Source organism: Streptomyces sp. NPDC058701, assembly GCF_042715295.1.
Classification (GTDB): Bacteria; Actinomycetota; Actinomycetes; order Streptomycetales; family Streptomycetaceae; genus Streptomyces.
Genome location: NZ_JBHXSY010000013.1, coordinates 22,676 through 42,423 on the forward strand (window position 1 = coordinate 22,676; position 19,748 = coordinate 42,423).

The 19,748-nt window shown below is 74.3% G+C and carries 19 protein-coding genes; 6 read left to right on the forward strand and 13 right to left on the reverse strand.

Annotated features, from left to right (window positions below; all coding sequences use genetic code 11):
- Window positions 1-138 precede the first annotated feature (138 nt).
- Both ACFWW8_RS16330 and ACFWW8_RS16335 read right to left on the reverse strand, forming a co-directional pair.
- Complete coding sequence (locus ACFWW8_RS16330) at window positions 139-1,626, reverse strand: hypothetical protein (protein ID WP_386529070.1); 1,488 nt, start codon at window positions 1,624-1,626, stop codon at window positions 139-141.
- A gap of 54 nt (window positions 1,627-1,680) precedes the next feature.
- Window positions 1,681-2,187: a hypothetical protein gene (locus ACFWW8_RS16335; RefSeq protein ID WP_386529073.1), complete on the reverse strand. Its 507-nt coding sequence runs from the start codon at window positions 2,185-2,187 to the stop codon at window positions 1,681-1,683.
- A 135-nt stretch (window positions 2,188-2,322) separates the two neighbouring features.
- Here ACFWW8_RS16335 and ACFWW8_RS16340 point away from each other — a divergent pair, with 135 nt between their 5' ends.
- Entirely contained in the window at window positions 2,323-2,961 is a 639-nt protein-coding gene (locus ACFWW8_RS16340; RefSeq protein WP_386529075.1) for a LysE family translocator, read from the forward strand.
- Here ACFWW8_RS16340 and ACFWW8_RS16345 read toward each other — a convergent pair.
- From ACFWW8_RS16345 to ACFWW8_RS16385, 9 genes are all read right to left on the reverse strand, one after another.
- Complete coding sequence (locus ACFWW8_RS16345) at window positions 2,869-3,411, reverse strand: ATP-binding protein (protein WP_386529076.1); 543 nt, start codon at window positions 3,409-3,411, stop codon at window positions 2,869-2,871. The two genes, ACFWW8_RS16340 and ACFWW8_RS16345, sit on opposite strands and share 93 nt — an antisense overlap.
- 135 nt (window positions 3,412-3,546) lie before the next feature.
- On the reverse strand, window positions 3,547-4,908 hold the full coding sequence (locus ACFWW8_RS16350) for a PP2C family protein-serine/threonine phosphatase (RefSeq protein WP_386529078.1): 1,362 nt from the start codon (window positions 4,906-4,908) through the stop codon (window positions 3,547-3,549).
- Window positions 4,902-6,143, reverse strand: coding sequence for an ATP-binding protein (locus tag ACFWW8_RS16355; protein WP_386529080.1), 1,242 nt, complete (start codon window positions 6,141-6,143; stop codon window positions 4,902-4,904). Before ACFWW8_RS16355 ends, ACFWW8_RS16350 begins: the two co-directional genes overlap by 7 nt.
- The gene (locus ACFWW8_RS16360; protein ID WP_386529081.1) at window positions 6,131-6,532 is read right to left on the reverse strand and encodes an anti-sigma regulatory factor; all 402 of its coding nucleotides are present in this window, start codon (window positions 6,530-6,532) and stop codon (window positions 6,131-6,133) included. Before ACFWW8_RS16360 ends, ACFWW8_RS16355 begins: the two co-directional genes overlap by 13 nt.
- Window positions 6,529-6,957, reverse strand: a complete 429-nt coding sequence (locus ACFWW8_RS16365) for an STAS domain-containing protein (RefSeq protein WP_386529084.1) — start codon at window positions 6,955-6,957, stop codon at window positions 6,529-6,531. Before ACFWW8_RS16365 ends, ACFWW8_RS16360 begins: the two co-directional genes overlap by 4 nt.
- Window positions 6,954-7,808 carry an STAS domain-containing protein gene (locus ACFWW8_RS16370; RefSeq protein ID WP_386529086.1) on the reverse strand — a complete coding sequence of 285 codons (855 nt, stop codon included), beginning with the start codon at window positions 7,806-7,808 and terminating at the stop codon, window positions 6,954-6,956. Before ACFWW8_RS16370 ends, ACFWW8_RS16365 begins: the two co-directional genes overlap by 4 nt.
- Window positions 7,809-7,978: 170 nt before the next feature.
- A complete protein-coding gene (locus ACFWW8_RS16375) occupies window positions 7,979-8,329 on the reverse strand; it encodes an STAS domain-containing protein (RefSeq protein WP_386529088.1) in 351 nt (116 codons plus the stop codon).
- A 144-nt stretch (window positions 8,330-8,473) separates the two neighbouring features.
- Window positions 8,474-8,833, reverse strand: coding sequence for an ATP-binding protein (locus tag ACFWW8_RS16380; RefSeq protein WP_386529091.1), 360 nt, complete (start codon window positions 8,831-8,833; stop codon window positions 8,474-8,476).
- 134 nt (window positions 8,834-8,967) lie between these two features.
- Window positions 8,968-9,321, reverse strand: coding sequence for a PRC-barrel domain-containing protein (locus ACFWW8_RS16385; protein ID WP_386529093.1), 354 nt, complete (start codon window positions 9,319-9,321; stop codon window positions 8,968-8,970).
- Window positions 9,322-9,616: 295 nt separating this feature from the next.
- Here ACFWW8_RS16385 and ACFWW8_RS16390 point away from each other — a divergent pair, with 295 nt between their 5' ends.
- On the forward strand, window positions 9,617-9,853 hold the full coding sequence (locus ACFWW8_RS16390) for a hypothetical protein (RefSeq protein ID WP_386529095.1): 237 nt from the start codon (window positions 9,617-9,619) through the stop codon (window positions 9,851-9,853).
- Between the two features lie 33 nt (window positions 9,854-9,886).
- Here ACFWW8_RS16390 and ACFWW8_RS16395 read toward each other — a convergent pair whose 3' ends face one another.
- Together ACFWW8_RS16395 and ACFWW8_RS16400 are read right to left on the reverse strand one after the other, a co-directional pair.
- Window positions 9,887-10,267, reverse strand: a complete 381-nt coding sequence (locus tag ACFWW8_RS16395; protein WP_386529098.1) for a hypothetical protein — start codon at window positions 10,265-10,267, stop codon at window positions 9,887-9,889.
- Window positions 10,264-10,851: a TetR/AcrR family transcriptional regulator gene (locus ACFWW8_RS16400; RefSeq protein WP_386529101.1), complete on the reverse strand. Its 588-nt coding sequence runs from the start codon at window positions 10,849-10,851 to the stop codon at window positions 10,264-10,266. The genes ACFWW8_RS16395 and ACFWW8_RS16400 overlap by 4 nt, the downstream gene beginning before the upstream one ends.
- A 452-nt stretch (window positions 10,852-11,303) precedes the next feature.
- Between ACFWW8_RS16400 and ACFWW8_RS16405 the strand changes: the two genes are divergently transcribed.
- From ACFWW8_RS16405 to ACFWW8_RS16420, 4 genes are all read left to right on the forward strand, one after another.
- Window positions 11,304-12,647 (forward strand): MFS transporter, encoded by a 1,344-nt coding sequence (locus ACFWW8_RS16405; RefSeq protein ID WP_386529104.1) that lies wholly within the window; start codon window positions 11,304-11,306, stop codon window positions 12,645-12,647.
- A 56-nt stretch (window positions 12,648-12,703) separates the two neighbouring features.
- A complete protein-coding gene (locus tag ACFWW8_RS16410) occupies window positions 12,704-14,134 on the forward strand; it encodes a non-ribosomal peptide synthetase (RefSeq protein ID WP_386529107.1) in 1,431 nt (476 codons plus the stop codon).
- A gap of 434 nt (window positions 14,135-14,568) precedes the next feature.
- Entirely contained in the window at window positions 14,569-17,748 is a 3,180-nt protein-coding gene (locus tag ACFWW8_RS16415) for an amino acid adenylation domain-containing protein (RefSeq protein ID WP_386529109.1), read from the forward strand.
- Window positions 17,748-19,748, forward strand: coding sequence for a non-ribosomal peptide synthetase (locus ACFWW8_RS16420; protein WP_386529112.1), 2,001 nt, complete (start codon window positions 17,748-17,750; stop codon window positions 19,746-19,748). Before ACFWW8_RS16415 ends, ACFWW8_RS16420 begins: the two co-directional genes overlap by 1 nt.

The following is a 19,748-nucleotide window of genomic DNA, read 5'->3' on the forward strand; positions in this document are numbered from 1 at the left end:
GGCCCCGTCACTCTAGGTATCCGGCCCCGGAGCGGCCACCGATTAACCCCGCCGGCGAGCACGGGCGGTCACCCCCGCCGACGAGCCCCGCCGCCCGACCCCGTCACCCGCGCCGCCCCGCCGTCAGCCGCCCCGCCGTCAGCCGCCGACCGGCACCGCCGCCGCCAGCCGGCCGCCCTCGGCGAAGTGCAGCCGGTCCAGCCGCGCCGCGTACGGCCAGCCCGCCGCCCGGTAGAAGCACAGGTCGCTCGGGATCGGGACCTCCCGCAGGTCGGCGGCGTGCGTGCCCTCCGGCAGCTCGGCGGCCGCCGCGAGCAGCGGGTCGGCCGCGCCGGCCCACTCGCGCACGGGTGCGGGCCGCGGCCAGGGCTCGCCGGTGTTGGGCTGCATCCACCGCGAGTCGCAGGCGACGCGGCCCGCGAGGTCGGCGCGCTCCGCCGCCTGCCGGGCCAGCCGGGCGTACGTCAGCAGCAGGTCCGGCAGCGACTCCGCCACCAGCGTCACCTCGGGGTACTCCCGCAGCTCCTTGGGGCTGGTCGACACCGAGACGGCGTACCCCCACCGCCCGTCCTCCCGGTCGAGGCGGATCTGCACGAGGACGCCCTTGCGGCCGGAGTCCATCCGGGCCACGGGCCAGTACGTTCCGTCACCGCCCAGCATCCGGTGCAGCTCGGCGTCCACCATGTGCTCGGGGCCCCCGGGGAGCAGCCGCAGCGCGGGCAGCCCCGTCACGGTGACCCCGCCGACCTCGCGGAGCACGCCGCGGACGTCCTCGGGCACCGGGACCGCCCAGCCGTCCATGTCGGCGTCGGTGCAGCCCGGTTCGACCCCGACGAACCCCGGGAACCGTACGGCCAGTTCCCGCAGCTCGGCCACGGCCCGCCCGGCGGCGTCCGGGGGAACGGTGTGCCGCCGTACCGCCCGGCCGAGGAAGTCGCCGCTGACCACGCTGCGCAGCAGGAGGGCGCGGCCGTCGCCCGCGATCCGGAACTGGACCTCGCTGCTGCCGGTGTCGGCTGTGTGGTGCGCCGTGGAGAAGTACGGCTCCCACACCACGGAGCAGGGGTAGCCGGGCAGGGCGCGCAGGTCCACCAGGTCGGTCAGCGGATCACCGCGCCCGACGAGCGCGGCGAGTTCGGTGTCGGTCCCCTCGGCCACCTCGACGCTGGAGGTCGCCGTCGCGGAGTGCTCGGCCCGCGGCTGCTCCTCCACCCCGGCGGCGAGCCGCTCGGTGACACCGGCGAGCCAGCCCACGAAGTCCGCCGCCCGGACGGTGACGTCCGGGTCGTACCCCGAAGCGTTGACCCCCACGACGGGACCCCAGCCTTCGGCTCCGACCCCGACGATCAGCGAGCCCTCACCCAAGTCGGTCTCGCCGAGGGTCCAGTAGCCGTCACCGAACACCTCGCGTCCACGCGGCCCGAAGCGGTACTCGTGCTCCTCGGTCTCCAGCCCGCCGATCTCCCGGAGCACGGCCCGTACGTCGTCCGGCACGGGGACGTTCCAGCCGTCCAGCTCCGCGTCCGTGAATCCGTCGAACAGCTCGACCTCGTCCGCCCGCTGCTGCGCCAGTTCCCTCAGCGCCCGCACGGCCGCCGACGCCACCCGCACTCCCGCGTCGTTCATGTCTTCCGCTCCCGAGTCGTCCGCCTCACGCTTCCGAACCATATCCGCCGCCCGCTACCGGCACAGGGCCACGATCGACGGCGACACCGTGCCCCGGGCGGCCTCGCAGAGCGGCGCCATGTCGTACGTCCGCCGCGGCGCGGGCCGGGAACCGGCCTTCGCGGCCCCCCGCTTGCGGGGCGTGGCGGGGGCCGCCGCCGGGGTCCGGCGGGCGGGTTTCACGGCCTTGGCCCGGCGCGGGCGGCGCGGCTCGGCAGCGGCGGCACCCGGGCGGGCGGCGGTCCGGGCGGCGGTCCGCGAACCGGGCGCGTCCGCCCGCCCCGGACCCGTCCGGGCGTCCGGCGCCGGGGGAGCGTCGGCGGGAGTCGCGGGCGCGGGCCCGGCGGGGCTCGGGAGCCGGCCCAACGGCCAGGCCGCGGGCTCCGGTCGGGCGGGCTCGGGACGGGCCGGCCCGGGGAGCGGCCGCGGCGCCTCGGGCGGCACGGCGGGACGTACGGTCACGCAACCCGTGGCCATGACGAGCGCGGCAAGGGACAGGGGCAGGGCCCGGCGCAGCTGCATGCGCCCACCCTGCCGCACCCGCGGGCCCGGAACCGTGCCCGTCACGCGGACGGGTGATGTGCCGGGCGGGACGGCGGCCCGCGACCGCCCGGAATTCCCGGGCGGGCCGCCCCCACCCCGTGCTTACATGCGCGCATGGTGTCCACCGACCGACTGCCGGCGTTCGCGGCCATGTCCTTCCTGCTGATCGTCATCCCCGGCCCCAGCGTGCTGTTCGTGATCGGCCGCGCCCTCGCACAGGGCCGGCGAGCCGCCCTCACCACGGTGGTCGGCAACACCCTCGGTGCCTACGTGCTCGTCGTGGCCGTGGCGCTCGGGGTCGGGGCCGTCGTGGAACGCTCGGTCCTGGCCTTCACCGCGCTGAAGCTCGTCGGCGCCGCGTACCTCGTGTACCTCGGGGTCAAGGCGGTGCGCGGGCGCGGCTCGCTGCAGGCGGCGCTGGGCGGTGGCGCCCCCCCGTACGGCAGTCTGCGCACGCTGGGGGAGGGCTTCGTCGTGGGCGTGGCCAACCCCAAGACCCTCGTGTTCTTCGCGGCGGTGCTGCCCCAGTTCGTCGACCGGGGCCAGGGGAGCGTCACGGCGCAGATGCTGCTGCTCGGGCTGGTCTTCAACGTCATCGCGGTGGTCTCCGACAGCGCCTGGGGCGTGGCGGCGGCCGCCGGCCGTACCTGGTTCGCCCGCTCACCGCGCAGGCTCGCCGCCGTCGGCGGCGTCGGCGGTCTCACGATGATCGGCCTGGGCGTCACCGTCGCCGTGACGGGCCGCAAGGAGTAGGGAACCGGGGGCGTCGGTCAGGCCGATGGCTGCGGTGATCCGCTTTCCGGCGGGTTCGCGGTGGACCTGGAGGCTCCTGGAGACGGCCGCGACGATCTCCAGGCCGTGCCGGCCCACCCGGGCGGGGTCGGGCCGCAGGACCACGGGCGCCTCGGGGTTGCCGTCCGAGACGGTCACCTCCGCACAGCCGTCCCGGATGTGGAGGGCCAGAGCACCGGGGCCGGGTGCGTACTTGCGGGTGTTGGTGATCAGCTCGCTGACCACCAGTTCGACGGCGCCCATCGCCTGGTCGGACACCGGGATCCGGTGCACGTCCCGCACCTCCAGCAGGAACGAGCGGGCGAAGTCCCGTGCCGTGGCGATGGGTTCGATGCCCTCGAACACGGCTGTCGCGGATATGGAGGGGACTGACGGGGCGTGCGGTCCGGCTCCCTCTGCCAACTTGTCCATGCGGGCCCACTCCAGCGTCCGGGAGCCGCGCCTCCGGCGGACGGGCCCGTCCCCGGACTGTACGGGCCCCGCACGCCGTACGGGGCGATTTCCGTCGCGGTCGGGTCGGGTCGGGCCGGTCCGGGCCGCGCGGGTTCAGGCCGTTTCGGGCACGGGCCGGAGGCGGGCGACGAGCACGACGATGTCGTCCTCGGGGTCGGCGGCGAACGTCTCCACGAGCTGCGTGCACAGTGCTTCGGGGTCGTCCGGGCCGGCCGCGGCCGTGCTGCTGAGCAGGTCCAGGCGCTCGTACAGGTCGCCGTCGCGGGTTTCGATCAGGCCGTCGGTGACCATGAGGAGACGGCTGCCCGTCCCGACCGGGTGGCTGGTGGCGGGCGGGTGGGGCACGCCGATGCCCAGGAGCGGGCCGTGTTCGCGCAGGAGGCGCGGGGGGTCGCCGGGGGAGAGCAGCAGCGGCGGCAGGTGGCCGGCGTTCGCGACCTGGATGCGTGTGTTGCCCGGTTCGACGAGCACGATGCACAGGCTGGTGGTCCATCCGGGCTCGTGCAGTCCCAGCAGGTGGTCGAGGTGCTCCAGCAGGACGTGCGGGGGGTGGCCCTGGGCGGCGTACGCGCGCAGGGCGAACCGCAGTTGGCCCATGACGACGGCTGCCTGGAGCGAGTGGCCGACGACGTCGCCGACGGCCAGCAGCAGCCCGTGGGGGGTGTCGACGGCTTCGTAGAAGTCGCCGCCGATCTCGGCGGTGGTGGCCGAGGCGAGATAGCGCACGGCGACGTCCACCCCGCGGGTGCGGGGCAGGGCGGCGGGCAGGAAGGCCCGCTGGAGGGTGAGCGCGATCTCGTGCTCCTGGCTGAACCGTTCGACGACGTCCTTGTGCTCGACCGTCAGCTCCGCGTACAGGGCCATCACGCCGGCGTTGGTCTCGGTCAGTTCCTCGTTGAGGTGTTCGAGCTCGTCGCGTTGGGCGTGGGCTTCCTCCAGCGCGGCGATGAGGTCGCGGGTCTGAGCCTGGAGGTCGTCGATCGCACTGCCGGGGGCGTCCGCCGCCAGGAGGCGGAGGACCTCGTCCACGTCCGGGCGGGCGGAGGCGGCGGGAAGGAGGCAGGTGATGTCGATGCGACCGCCGGGCGGGCGGACCGCCGTGGCCGACCCGTTGTCCGCGGCCGGCGCGTACCGGGTCTGCGGGAGCAGCCGGGTGACGGCGGCCAGCGACTCGTCGCCGGGGACGCGCTCGTCGCGCCAGCGCAGCGAGGCCCTGAGCGACGCCGGCTCGCGCAGGACGTCGAAGGCGACGGTCATCGGGGCGGGACGCAGGAGGTCCCGCCCGAGTTCGCTCAGGGCGGTCGCCAGGCGGACCTGGTCGCGGTTGTCGAGGCCGACGGCCTGCGCGACGGCCTTGGCGCGGCGGCGCAGGGCGAAGACGTCCCGATCGGTGCCGACCGCCGTGACCAGTACGCGAGTCCGGTCGTGGGCAGGGGAGACGGGCACGCTCACCATGCCCCCTTGGCGATCACCACGCTGGCATCGTCACGCCGGGTCCCGGCGTGACGCAGGAGTCCCGTGGCGACGAGAGCAGGTGAGTGGTGAAGGAAGGAACCCAGATCACCGGGCTTCCAGCGCTCGCTGAGACCGTCGGAGTGCATCACCAGTGCTCCGCCGAAGGGCATGTGCTGTTCGTAGGTGCGCAGCTGGCGCATCTGGTGGCCGACGATCCCGGGATGGGACAGCAGGTTGGAGCGGAACTCGGGCGTGACGACGGACGCCGAGATGTTGCCGATGCCGCAGAACAGCACGCGGCCGTCCGGCTCCAGGCGGGCGACGGCCACCGCCGCGCCGCGAGTTCCGCGCAGGGCCCGGTGCACCTCCTGCACCGCCTGGTCGGGGAGGCGCGCGGAGCCCTGGCGGAAGGCCTTGACGGCTGCCTGGGAGGCGGCCGCCGCCATCGGGCCGTGGCCCAGGCCGTCGCAGGACATCACCAGCACGCCCGGTCCCGATCCCGCGACGGCTCCGTGAACGAGCTCGGAGCGGACCTTGCCCGGCCCGCCCGTGGGCCGGAGGCGACCGGCCGACGCGGCGGGCACCGAACCGTCGGCCGCCCCGGCCGAAGCCCGCAGGGCGCCGCCGAAAGCCGTACCGACCCGGTCCGGCCGTTCGGTTCGTACCGCGGCCGTCCGTTCCGTCCGCTCCGTCCGCTCGCCCGTGTCGGTGCGCGCGGCCCACGCGTCCCCGCACACCTCCTCGCCGCCGATGGGCCGGGTGATGCCGCCCACGACGGCTTCGCCGGCCACCGACGGGGGCAGGGGGTGCGGCCAGAAACGGGCCAGCTGTACGGTGCCGAGCCCGGGCACGGAGTGGATGTCGAACCGGTCCGCGAGGCGTTGGACCGCGCCCAGCCCGATGCCCAGGGTTCCGGTGGTGGAGACCCCGTCGCGCAGTGCCGTCGCCACGTCCGCCATGCCGGGACCGCTGTCCACGACCACCACTTCGACGCCCGCGACGTCCCGGTTGCGCAGCACGCGCAGCACCACGGAGCCGTCCGTGGCGTGTTTGCTGGCGTTGGTGGCCAGCTCGGCGACCGCCAGGACGAGCTGGGCGGTGCGGTGCTCTCCCAGGCCGACACGACGGCCGAGCGCGGCGGCCGCGCCCCGTGCGGCTTCGGGCTGGTCGCGGAACCAGGCGGAGTCCTCACAGTCGAGCAGCAGCGGCCCGCCGACGGCAATCACCGGGCCCACTTGGTGATGGTGACCGTGGTGCCCTGTCCCGGCGCGGTGTCCAGGACGAAGTCGTCGACGAGGCGCCTGGAGCCGGAGAGGCCGAGGCCCATGCCGTTGCCCGAGGTCCAGCCGTCGGTGAGGGCCAGGTCCACGTCGGGGATGCCGGGACCCTGGTCCTCGAACGCCAGGCGCACGCCCCGCCGGCCCCGTTCCTCGATCAGGGTGGCGGTCATGGTGCCACCGCCCCCGTAGATGAGGGTGTTGCGGGCGAGCTCACTGGCCGCGGTGACCAGCTTGGTCTGTTCGACCAGGGAGAGCCGGCACTCCTGGGCCAGGGAGCGGACCAGCTGACGGGCCTGCACCACACCGGCGTTGGCAGTGATCTCCAGCACGGCCGGGCCGGTCACAGACCCTCATCTGTGGTGACGGCACCGAATCCGATCGAGGAATCAGACCTGTTTCCCCCCATCCGGTGCCCGCGGGCCTGCTCCAGAACCTGGAGTCCCTTGTCCAGCGTCAGCGCGGTCCTGACCCCGCCGAGCGACAGGCCGAGCTCGACCAGGGTGATGGCCACGGCCGGCCGCATGCCCACCACGACGGTCTGCGCGTCCAGCAGGGCGGAGATGGAGGCGATGGTGGAGAGCATCCGCCCCACGAAGGAGTCGACGATCTCCACGGCGGTGATGTCGATGACCACCCCGTGCGCGCCGGAGTCCACCACGGCGGCCGCGAGGTCGTCCTGCAGCTGCATGACGGACTGGTCGTCGAGGTCGGTCTGGATGGAGACCAACAGCACTTGCCCGATCCGCAGGACCGGAACCTGGTCGCTCACCGGCCACCGGCCTGCGGCGCCGTACGGGAGAGCGTGACGCCCGAGCGGCGCAGGGCGTGGCGCAGGGCGTCGGCTAGAGTGGCCTTGGTGACGATGTCACCGAAGTCGATGCCGAGGGCGACGATCGTCTGCGCGATCTGCGGGCGGATGCCGGAGATGGTGCACTCCGCACCCATGAGCCGGGCGGCCACCACCGTCTTCAGCAGGTGCTGCGCCACCTCGGTGTCCACGGCGGACACGCCGGTGATGTCGATGATGGCCTGCTCGGACCCGGTGTCGATCAGCGCCTGGAGCATCTTCTCCATCACCACCATGGTGCGCGCGGAGTCCAGGGTTCCGACCAGCGGTACGCCGATCACCCCGTCCCACAGCTTCACCACCGGCGTGGACAGCTCCATCAGCTGTTCGGCCTGCGCGGAGATGAGCTCCTCGCGGGTGCGGGTGTAGACCTCGATGGTGAACAGACCCAGGGCGTCCAGCAGCGAGGCGAACTTCACGTACGCCCGTACATCGATGTTCTCACCGTCCAGGGCCGGCTCCAGGACCTCCTTGAGGGCGAACACGCTCGCGGCGGTCTCGGTGGGGCTGAACCCCTGTCGGGCCCTGGTGCGGGACAGTTCGGTCAGAAGCGCACGAACCTCGCCGAATGCCTCCGCCCGCCCGTCCAGGCTGCCGCTGTCCAGCGCGGCCACCAGAGCGTCGTACAGCTCCTGGAGCTCCCGCTGGACCTCAGCCCGGCTCACCCGCCCGCCCAGCGAGCCGGTCACCTTGTCCGCCCAGTCGGCGCCGAGGTCTTCACCCCGGACCGACAAAAGGCTGATCAGGCGGTCGGAAACATTTTCGTCAGTCACTATGAGCATCCTTTTTATTCGTCTCCGGGAACCCTATGGCATGCCCTTCGGCTGCGGGACGCCGTTGGTTCTTCCCAAGGCGAAGTCCGCGGGCCGACCTTGGTCCCGGTTCGGCGGAAGGCACGCAGGGTCCCGGGCCGGGGTCTGATCGGTGCCGGGGCGGCCGCCCCTCAGGAGGCCGGGCGGCGCGGGGTGATCTGGAACAGCTGGTCGACGCCGGACATCTCCAGCAGGTGCACGACTTGGGGCCTGGGCGCGTGCAGGCGAAGCCGACGGCCGTGCTGCCGGGCGAGGTGGTGGGCCCGGACGAACGCGTTCAGGCCGGCGGAATCGCAGAAGGTGAGGGCGTCCAGGTCCACGACGATCTCATCGGGACCGTCGGCCTGGGTGATCACGTTGTGGAGTACGTCACCCAGCAGGGGCGCCCGATCGATGTCGATCTCGCCGCCGACACGGACGACGGCCAGCTCCGCGCTCTCCACCGGGGTGAACCGCGACCCCTCCTCATGCTCATCTGCCACCTGCCCAGCTTACGAGGCGTGCGGACGGACGGTGACAGGAAGGTGCCCTCCGGACCGTCCGGGCAGGCGCGCACGCGGGCCGCGGCGGGCCCTGCCGTGCGGAGGATCGCCCCTGACGCGGGGGTGACCGCTCCCGGCGACGGGTCAGACCGGGACGAACACGGTGATGGTCTTGCCGCCGGGGTTCGAGCCGACGTCCACGCGGGCGCCGAGTCGGTTGACCAGCATCCAGCCGAACCCGCCGGGCACGTCGGGCGCCGTGCCCGGACTGCGGGGGTGTTCGGGGGAAGCGTCGGCGACCTCGACGACGACTGCGCCTCCGTCACGGCGTACGGTGAACCCGGTCACGCCGCCCGCATGGCGCACCGCGTTGGAGACCAGCTCCGACACGATCATGAGGACGTCGTCCACCACCTCGGAGCGCTCCTCCGCCAGGACCTGCCGCGCGATCCGCCGGGCGTCCTCGCACCGCAGAGCCGCGGCCTCGGCCGTCCTCCGGACCATCGCCTCTCCCTCCACCGGCCGCCTTCCCCCACTGTCCCGCGCCGTGCATCCGGCCCGGGGCAGAATACGGCAGCGGGCGGGGGCGGCGGCCCGGAGGCTGCCACCCCCGCCCGGGGCCACGGGGGGAGAGTCGCTCAGACGCGGTGCGGGCCGTCGTAGTAGCCGCCGACCTCGCGGTGGTAGTCCTCGTTGCCGAGGTGCTTCTCCTTGTCGAACTCCGGAGCGTTCTTGATCTGCTCCTTGGTCCGGTCCACGTAGACCTTCTGGTCGTCCGCGTCGACCCGGCTGATCGTGCCGGCGGGAAGCAGGACCTCCTTGCCGAAGATCCACGGACCGGTGTCGACCACGATGTACGAGGAGCCGACCTCATCGGAGTGCTTGTCGACCTTCCCGATGGAGCCGTCCGTCGCCTCGACCTTGTATCCGGTCAGATCGGCGCCGGCCAGACGGCCGGACGTTTCGCGGTAACCCCACACGTTCTCAGTCATGCGAAGACTCCTCCTGAATCGGTGAATTGAGCGGCCGTCCGCTCCCTCGCATCCCTCGAACAACCGGGGCGGTACGGCCTCGCTGAAGAACGCCTGCCCCGGCAAAATCGGCTCACACCCGGTACCCCGCGCTTTTCCCGGAACCACCGGCTCACGGCGCCGATGCGGCGGCCGGATGCCGAACCCCCGTGTCGAACTGCGAAAACGGGGAAGCCGGGGGAGGAACCGCTTGTTCGACCTGTGGAGTGCGGGCGCCGACGCCGCCGCGCTCCCCCCATGTGAGGAGATGCCCTCCGTGCGTACTGCCCCAGCGCTGATACCGGGTTCCGTCTTCGACGCGGCCCTGGACGCCGCGTACGAAACGCACCGCCGGTTCCGGCACGGTGCGTTCGCCGAGGCCTGTCCCACCTGCCGTGTCCCCGCGGGCGAACTCTGCCTGTCCCGGCGCAGTGTCCACGTCGAGCGACGCCGGGCCCATCGCGCCCGCTCGGAGCGTGTCAGGGGCCCGCTGCTGGCGGCGCTGGCCGGCTGAGCGCGCTCACCGCCGAGGGGCTCATTTCCCCCCTTACGAGGCGCCCGCCGCCGTCAGGGCCGCGACCGGCAGGAGCAGGAACCACTGCGGCAGCCGGAGCAGCGGCTTCGGCCAGCCGACCGACAGGGTGACGACCAGGAAGGCGACCGTGTACGCGAGGAAGTGCGCGGCCACGAACCATGCCAGCGGACCGGTCGCCGACGTGGCGCCGGCCAGCGCGAGGTGGACCAATGCGGCCGCGGAGAGCACCAGGTCGATGCTCACCATGTGCCACACGGCGTGCAGGACGCGTTTGGGTTCGTCGGACAGTCCGCAGGCGAGCAGCGGGCGGACCACGTCCCGGTGCCCGCCGGCGATGTGCGCCGCGGCCACACCGGACGCGGTGATGCCCGCCGCGAGGAGCCAACCGTTCATCGGGTCTCGATTCCTTGGGAGATGACGGCGGCCAGCCGGCCCGCCAGCCGCGGGTCGGGATGTTCCCCGATCAGACCGATGTGGAAGAACACTGATCCCGCCAGCGTGTCCAGGACCAGGTCCACGGGTGTCCCGGCCGCGATCTCCCCGCGTGCCACGGCGCGTTCGAAGACGATCACCAGCCGCTCCTTCGAGGGGGCCAGGAAGTCGCTGCGGATGCGTGCCTTCAGGACCGGATCGGCGGCGAAGTCGGCGAGAAGCCCCGGGAGGGCCGCCGCGGCGGCAGGTGCGTGGAACTCGTCCACCAGACCCTGCAGCAGGACGGTCAGGTCCCCGGCCAGCGTTCCGGTGTCCGGGACCGGAGCGTCGTCGGTGGTCGTGAAGACGGCTTCGAAGACCAACTCCGGCTTGCCGCGCCACCGTCGGTAGACCGTGTCCTTGCCGACGCCGGCGCGGGCGGCCACCGCCCCGATGGACGTGGCGGCGTAGCCGACCTCGGCGAGCAGTTCCGTGGTGGCGCCGACGATCGCCTCGTGCGAGCGGGGATCCCTGGGACGTCCCCTGGGGGACGGAGAGGAGTTCACGCGCTTTACGATACGGGTCGACCCGTATCGTAAACAAGTCCTGGCGGCCGGCCGGGTGTGATCTGCCCGGCCGTGGGGCACCCTCGCGCCCCTGCTCCGCGGCCCCGACGGCAGCTCGTCAGCTCCTCCACCTCCGGGGCGTCGGCCGTACGCGCCGTCCGTATAGCGGACGGAACGGGTGCTTCCGTAGCGGGGTGATCACGAATGAGGGTTTTCGGTCAGGATCGAACCGATCACTCAGGGTGTTGGGGGCCGCCCGTCCCCTTCCCGCACCCCTTGTGGCTCCTTGCCCCACCTGTCCGGCTTGTGTGCGCGACAGGCAGGAATTCACGCGGTCGTACCACGGGTAGTGCGAAAGATTTCCTGAATTGTGTCCGTGGCGCCGCAAAACAAGTCCGAAACTGACAGGTTTGCTTTGACTCCCGATCGGTCGGTCGGGGACTGTCGTTCACATGTCCGACACATCCCGAGCCGCCGCCGGTGGCCCCATGCGCTTGCGCGACTTCCGACTGTTGCTCGCGGGAGCCGCCACCGGTCAGCTCGGTGCCCAGGTGACACTGGTGGCGTTGCCCCTCGTGGCCGTCCTCGAACTCGACGCGCCCGCTTTCCAGGTGGGCCTCCTGACGGCCGCGGAGACCGCCGCCTTCCTGCTCGTCGGGTTGCCCGCCGGGGCGCTCACCGACCGCCTGCGCAAGCGACCGCTGATGGTCCGCGCGGACCTGGTGCGCGCCGTGGCCATGGCGAGCGTCCCCGCCGCCGCGCTCGCCGACGTCCTGACCATGGTCCAGCTCTACGTCGTCGCGCTCGTGACGGGCGTGGCCACCGTGTTCTTCGACGTCGCTCACCAGAGTTACCTGCCGCAGATCCTTCCCCGCGACCAACTCGTCGCCGGCAACGGCGCGTTGGAGACCGTCCGGTCCACCGCCCAGGTGACCGGGCCCGGTGTCGGCGGCGGGCTCGTCCAGCTTGTCGGTGCGCAGTTCGCGGTCATCGTCGACGTGATCGGCTACGTGCTCTCCGCGCTGTTCCTCCGCCGCATCGAGCAGGTCGAGGAACCACCGGAGCCCGCCGCCGCCGGGGGCTCGCTGCGCAAGGAGATCGCCGAGGGCGTCCGCTTCGTCTTCGGCCATCCGCTGCTCCGCGTCATCGCGTTCACCACCGGCCTCGCCAACTTCTCCATGGCCGTCCTCATGGCGACGCAGACCGTGCACCTCGTCCGCGTCGTCGGACTGGAGGCCGGCGGGCTCGGGCTGGTGCTGTCCGCATCGGCCGTGGGAGGGCTGCTGGGCGCCCTGTGCGCCGGGCGGCTCGCCGCGCGGCTGGGGCAGGCGCGGGTCATCCTCCTGTCCGTCCTCGCCACCGGCCCGTTCGCGCTGCTGTGGCCCCTGTCCGGGCACGGTTTCGCGGGAGCGGTGTTCTTCGCCGCCGGATCGGGGGTCGTCTCCTTCGGCGCCGTCGTCTACAACGTGGCCCAGGTCAGCTTCCGCCAAGGCCTGTGCCCACCGCGCCTGCTCGGCCGGATGAACGCCACCCTGCGCTTCCTCATGTGGGGCACCCTGCCGATCGGCGCGCTCCTCGGCGGAACCCTCGCCCAGTCCTACGGGTCGCGCACGGCACTGGCCTGGTGCGCCGTCGGCATCCTCGCCGTACCGCTGCCGCTGATCTTCTCCCCGCTGCGCCGGATGCGGGACCTGCCCGGTCCGCAGGACGACGGCGACGGCGCCGACCGGGGGACACCGCCGGAGAAGGCCCCCGCCGACGCCGACGAACGGCCGGCCTCGGCGCCCGCCGGCTGACCACCGCACCGTGCGCGGACGCCTGCCGCGGGCCCCGTGCCGAGGGGGCGTCGCCCGTGGCCACCGACCCGCACCGCCACGTCCGCAGGGGCGGGCAGCCGGGCCCCACCCGCCGACCCACCGATCCGCGCGACCGCGACCGCGGTCACGACGAAGAGGACCACGTGCCCAGCATCACCAGCCAGTACCTGACCCGCTACCGGCGCCTCACCGGCGACCGGACCGACGCCCTGCTGCCCGTCACCGGAGCGCAGCGCCGCTTCGCGCTGGTGCGCTCGCTGGACCCGGCGGGACGCCCCGACGTGGTGCCGATGTGCTTCGCCTTCCCGTACGGAACGGTCGACCCCGAGCGCCTGGCCGCTGCGGCCCGCAGGCTCGCCGCCCGGCACACCGCCCTGCGCTCGCGGCCCACCGTCGTCCGCGGCACCCCCGTCCTGAGCATCGACGCTCCGGAGGCCGGCGTGACGCGGCCGGCCCTCGTACCGGGGGAGACGCCTGCCGACGCGCTCCGCCGCGCGCTGTCCTCCTGGGACGCGCACGGTCCCCCCCTGCGCCTCTTCCTCGTACGCGGGGAGGGGCGCGGGGATGAGCGCGGCAAGGCGGGCGGGGAGGACCTCCTCGCCGTCGTCCTGGACCACGCAGTCTGCGACGGCCGTTCACTGGCGCGGATCGTCGAAGAACTCGGCGCCGCGTACGACGAGGAGACGACGGGCTCCACCGCACCCCGCGTCGCACCGGGCGAGACGGCAGCCGAACTCGCCGCCTACCGGGACGCGGTCCTGCGTCAACTCGCCGCCGAGGAAAGGGCGGAGACGCCCGAAGCGGCCGCGTACTGGGCGGACCGGCTGCGCGCGCTGCGCGCCCACGCTCCGGCACCCCGTCCGGAACGCGTGCCCGAGGGCGCACCGCCCGGCGGCGCCGCGCAGGCCCGACTGCCCGCTCACCACGGCGGCGTGTCCTTCCCCGGCCTGCTCGACGCCTGCCGCGCCGCGGCCCGGGAGCTGTACGGCCCGGACCGCGCGGTCCCCCTCGGCTATCCGTGGGGCGGCCGCCCCACGGGGGCGGAGCCCGTCGTCGGCTGCTTCCTGAACACCCTCGTCTTCCCGGCCGACACCGGCCCGGGTCCCGGCCCCGAAGCCACGGCCGACGGGTGGTGGGACGACCTCGACCGGGCCGACGTACCGTTCGACGCGGTCGTCGGCGCCGCACGGGCCGCCGGATCCGGCTGGACCGGAGGCCTCGACGGACTGCTGACCGTGGACGACGACCGGCGCCGACCGCCCCTCAGGCTGGCCGGTGTCGAGGGACGGGAGGTCGACGTCGACGGCAGACCGGTCCGCGGGCCCTTCGCCGTCTCCGTCACCCAGGGAGCGGAGCTCCGCCTGCGGATGGTGTGGGACCGGGCGGTACTCGACGACGAGACCGCGCACCGGGCGTTCGACGCCCTCACCCACGCGCTGCGCCCCCCGGAGCGCACCGCGGGGTGACCCCGCCGGCGCCCCTCCCCACGCCCGGACGCCCGGCCCACCGGACGTCCAGGCTGCGGGGCGGCCGGGCCGGGCCGTACGGCCCGCGCGGCGCGGTGGCGCCACCGCCGCGCCCCGGGAACGGCGCGGCGGCCGTCCGCACCCGTACCGGCCCCCGGTCCGCAGCGCCCGGTGCGCGTCCCCGACCCGCGGCCACCGCGCACCGCCGTCCGCACGCACCGCCGTCCACGCCCGCCCCGCACCTCCCGGCACCCGGCCCACCCACGCCGACCGGCGCACCCACGCCGCCGCACCGCCGGGCCCCCAGAGCCTCCCCCCACGGCATCCCCTCACGCGCAGGGCGGCACGGCGCGACCCGCCGCGCCGCCCGCACGACCGCCGGACACGACCGTGACCGGCACCGGACACCGACCCGACAACCCCAGGGATCGCCCATGCTTCCCCTCTCCTCCTCGCAGGAGATCGTCTGGCTGCACGAGCAGATGCAGCCCGGCAGTCGCGCCTACAACTTCACCGCCTCACTGGACCTGTGGGGCACGCTCGACACCGAGGCACTGCGCCGGGGGCTCGACGCCACGCTGGCGCGCCACCCCGGCCTGCGGCTCGAACTCGTCGCCTCCGCCGGCTCCGTACCGGGGCAGCGGGTCGCGCCGCAGTGCTCGCCGCGCCTGCACACGGTCGATCTCGCCACGGAGGCGGACCCCGAGGCGGCCTTCGCCCGGCTCCTGCGCACCGAGGCCGAGACTCCGCTCGACACCTTCGAGGCGCCGCTGATCCGCTGGACGCTCGTGCGGCTGGCCGAGCGCCACCACCGGCTGGTCCACGTCGAGCACCACCTGATCCACGACGGGCACTCCTTCGCGATCCTGCTCGACGACGTCTTCCGGGTCTACCGCGCCCACGTCCTCGGCGAAAGCCTGCACCTCCCGCCCGCCTCCTCGTACGCGGACCACGTCCGGGACCGGGCCGGAGCCGCGTACGCCCCCGCGTCGCTCGACTTCTGGCGGGCCGCACTGCGCGACCAGCAGCACGACCTGCCGCTGCCCGGCCTCACCCGCCCCGGCGCCCGCCGCATGCACCACGGCGCACAGCTGCGCCAGACGATCGGCGCCGACCTCGCCGAACGCCTGCGCGGACACGCCCGATCCCGCGGCCTCACCCCCTTCGCCACGCTCCTCGGCCTGTTCGCCGAACTCCTGCGCCGGCACAGCGGCCGATCCCGGATGGTCATCGGCACCGCCGTCGGCAACCGCCCCCTCGGCTACGAGGACGCCGTCGGCATGTTCGTCAACACCATCCCGCTGCCGCTCGTCCTGGACGCCGCCGCCCCCGCCCAGGACACCATGGACGAGGTCACCGACACCCTCATCCGCGCCCTGCCGCACCAGGACGTGCCGGTCCAGGAGCTGACCCGGGCGCTCGGCATGCACACCTCCGGCGCCGACAACCCGCTCTTCTGCGTCATGTTCAGCGCCCACGACGCACCGCTGCCCGAGATCGACGTACCCGGCCTCGACATCACCCTCTTCGAGGGCTTCAACACCGGCACCACCCGCTTCGACCTCGACGTGGTGCTGCTCCCGGACGACCGGCGCGGCGTCACCCCGCGCCACGGCTCGCCCGGCATGACCCTGGTCTGGGACTACGACGTGGACCTCTTCGGCGAGGACGTCGCCCGGCTGCTCTCCGGCCGCTTCCTGGACCTGCTGCGCGCCTATCTCGACGGCCCCGAGACCCCGCTGGCCGACCTGGCGCCCACCGCCGTGGAGCCGGCCGCCGAGCCCGTACCCGTACCGCCCAACCGCGATCCGCTGGATCCCGTGGCCGCGCACCACCCGTCGCTGCCCGCCCTGTTGTGCGGCGCGCGCCGGCTCACGTACGGCGAACTCGACGACCGCGTCGGCGCTCTCGCCGAGCGCCTGCGCGCCGCCGGGGTGACCCCCGGCCGGCCGGTGGCCGTGGTCCTGCCCCGCGGGACCGACTCGGTCGTCGCCCTGCTCGCGTGCCTGCGGACCGGCGCCGTCTACTGCCCGCTGTCCCCGGCCGATCCGCCGGCCCGGCTCGGACTGCTGCTGGAACGCCTCGCCCCGGCGCTGGTCCTCACCGGTGACGGCACCCCGGCCCTGCCGGACGCGCTGCCGACCGCCCGGATCGACGCGCCGGTCCTGCCCGCCGCGCACGGGGCCGCGCAGCTTCCCGGTACCGCGTACGTCATCCACACCTCCGGTTCCACCGGGCTGCCGAAGCCGGTCGCGGTCGGCCCCGCTGCCCTGGTGCACCATCTGACGGCCGCCGCCGACCGGTTCGGCCTCACCAGCTCGGACCGGGTCCTGATGTTCGCCCAGCCGTCCTTCGACGTGGCGCTCGAAGAGGTGCTGCCGGCCCTGCACGCGGGCGCCTGCCTGGTCGTGCCCGAGTACGAGGTGCCCACCGGCGCCGAGATCACCGAACTCCTGGTGTCCGCCCGGGTCACCGTCGCCAACCTGCCGACCAGTTACTTCCTCGCGACCCGCGAGGACCTGCGTCCCGCGCTGCGCGACGAGAGCTGGGCGCCCAGGCTGCTGGTCCTCGGCGGCGAGCGCCTGCCCGTGGAGGCGCTGCGCGGCGTCCTCGCCGACACCGACGCCACCGTGCTCAACGTGTACGGCGTCACGGAGGCGGCCATCAGCTCGACCGTCCACGAGGTCTCCCGCGACGCCCTCACCGGGGGCGCCGAGATCCCCCTGGGCACCGAGCTCCCCGGCGAGCGGGTCCACGTCCTGGACGCCCACCACCGCCCGCTGCCGTCCGGCGCGGTCGGTGAACTCGCCGTCGCCGGACCCGGTCTCGCCGAGGGCTACGCGGGCAACGCGGAGGCGACGGCCGCCCGGTTCGTCACCGTCGACGCCCTCGGCGGGCAGCGCGTCTACCTCACCGGCGACCTCGGCTACCGCGGTCTGGACGGCCTGCTGTACTTTCTCGGCCGGCGCGACAACCAGATCAAGCTGCGCGGCCACCGCATCGAGCTGGAGGAGATCGAGGCGGCGGCGTCCGCGGTGCTGGGCGGCCGGTCCTGTGCCGTCGTCCTGGACCGGGAGAACCCCGGCGGCCCCCGGCTCGTGGGCTTCCTCGAAGACCTGGCCGACGGCGCGGCCTTCGACGAGAAGGCGCTGCACGCCGAGCTGAGCCGCCGCCTGCCCGGCCCGCTCGTGCCCGCCCGGTGGGCCCGGCTGGACGCCATGCCGACGCTCGCCGGTGGCAAGCCCGACCGTACGGCGCTGTCCCGCCGAGCGGCGGCCCTCGACCTCGACCCCGGCGCCGCGACGTCCGAGCACGAGACCGAGCACGGAGCCGGTTCCGAGGCCCCGGCCGGGTCCGTGGTCGGCGCGGAGTCCGACGACCCGATGACGGCCCTGCTCGCGGAGGGCTGGCGCGAGGTCCTCGGCCACGGTCGGTTCGACACCCGCTCCCACTTCTTCCACAGCGGCGGCCATTCCCTGCTGGCCGCCGAGCTGGCCGCCTGGCTGGAGCCCCGGCTGGGCACGCGCCCGCCGCTGAGGGTGCTCTTCCGCAACCCCGTGCTCGCCGACCAGGCCGAGGCCCTCGCCACCACCACCCTCTCCACGGAGTCGTGATGACCCAGTCCCCGACCGCGCCCGCTCTTGCCACCACGCCCCCCGGCACCGCCGCCACCGCGCACGACACCCGCCTCGCCGCGGGCACCGCCGCCTCCGCGGGCACCGCCACCGCCCCCGGTACCGCCGTCGCCACCGCGCTCAGCGTCGCCCACGGCCCCGCCGCCGAACCGACCCGTGTGGTCGCCCGCTTCGAGGACCTGGTCCGGCGTGACCCGCAGGCCCCCGCCGTCGTCGACGGCGCCCGGATCTGGACGTACCAGGACCTCGACGCGGCGGCCGTACGGGTCGCCGCCGCCCTGGGCGACCGCGTACGCCCCGGTGACCTGGTCGGTGTCTGCCTCGACCGGTCCACGGCCCTGGTGGTGACCGCCGTCGCGCTCGCCCGGATCGGCGCCGTCTACCTGCCGCTCGGCCCCCGTCCCGGCGAACGCCGGACCCGGGCCGTCACCGAGGACCTCGACGTCGCCTGCCTCGTCGGCGACCCGGGTGTCCTGCCCGAGGAGCACCGCGGCGGGGAGCACGTCCCGCTGCCGCTGCCCACCGAGGGCGTCAACGCCCCCGCCGCCGTGGTGGCGGCCTTCACCGCATCCGTCCGCGGTACCCGGCGCGCGCCCGAAGGGGCCCTGTACGCCGTCCTCACCTCCGGGTCCACCGGCCGCCCCAAGGCGGTCGCCGTGGCCGAGGCCTCGCTCTCCGTCGTCCTCGACTGGTACCGGGCCTCGACCGGTCTCGCACCGGGTGACCGGCAGTCCCTGCTCATCGGTGTCGCGTTCGACCCGCACCTGCTGGAGCTGTGGGCCGGCCTGACCTCCGGCGCCGCCCTCGTCCCGGCCCCGGACGACACCCGCTGGGACTCGCACGTCCTCACCGACTGGTGGCGGGAGAGCGGCCTCACCCACGCGGTGGCGGCCACGCCCACCGTCGAACCGCTGCTGGACCGCCCGTGGCCGCGGGACCTGAAGCTGCGCCACCTCGTCGTCGGCGGCGACCGCATGCGCCGCCGCCCCGGCAGCGACGTCACCGCGACCGTCCACAACGCCTACGGCCCCGCCGAGGCCACCGTCGTCACCACCACCCACACCATGCGCGCCACCGACCCGGAGGCCGGCGACCCCGCCCCGCCGCCCATCGGCACCGCGCTGCCGGGCGTCACCCTGCTCGTCACGGACACCGACGGCCGCCCCGTCACCCGCGGACAGGACGGTGAACTGCGCGTCGGCGGCCACGGCCTGGCGCTCGGCTACCTCGACCCCGAACTGACCGCCCGCCGCTTCGCCCCGCCGCCGCGCGAACCGGCGCTGCCCGGGATCGACCGCCTCTACCGCACCGGCGACCGGGTACGGATGAACGCCGACGGCAGCCTGGACTTCCTCGGCCGCCTCGACGACCAGGTGAAGATCAGCGGGGTGCGGATCGAACCGGCCGAGGTCGAAGCCGCCTTCGAGCAGGACCCCCGGGTCCGCAGCGCCGTCGTCACCGTGCGGCGCGACAGCTCCGGCCACGGACACCTCGTCGCGCACGTACGGCCCGCCGACGGCGCCGAACCCACGGCCGGGGACCTCCTCGCCACGGTCCGCGCCTGGCTCCCCGAGCAGGCCGTCCCCACCGCCGTACGGATCGTCGACGGCTTCCCGCTCGACGCCAACGGCAAGGTGGACCGAACCGCCCTGGCGGCCGGGGCCGGGGCCGACACCCCGGACCCCCGAGCGCCGCGGACCGCCACCCCGGACGGCATCGCCGCGGAGGCCGCCGCCACCGCTTCCGAGCGGCTCGTGCTGACGACCGTGCGCGAGCTGCTCGGCCGGCCCGGCACCGGTCTCGGCGACAACTTCACCGACGCCGGCGGCACGTCCCTCGTCGCCGCACGGCTGCTGGACACCGTCGAACGCGAGACCGGCGTACGGCTGCGCGCCCCCGAGCTTCTGCGCAGCACCGACCTCCGCGCCTTCGCCGCCCTCCTCGAACAGCGCCGGACCCCGCGACCGGAAGGAGCCTGA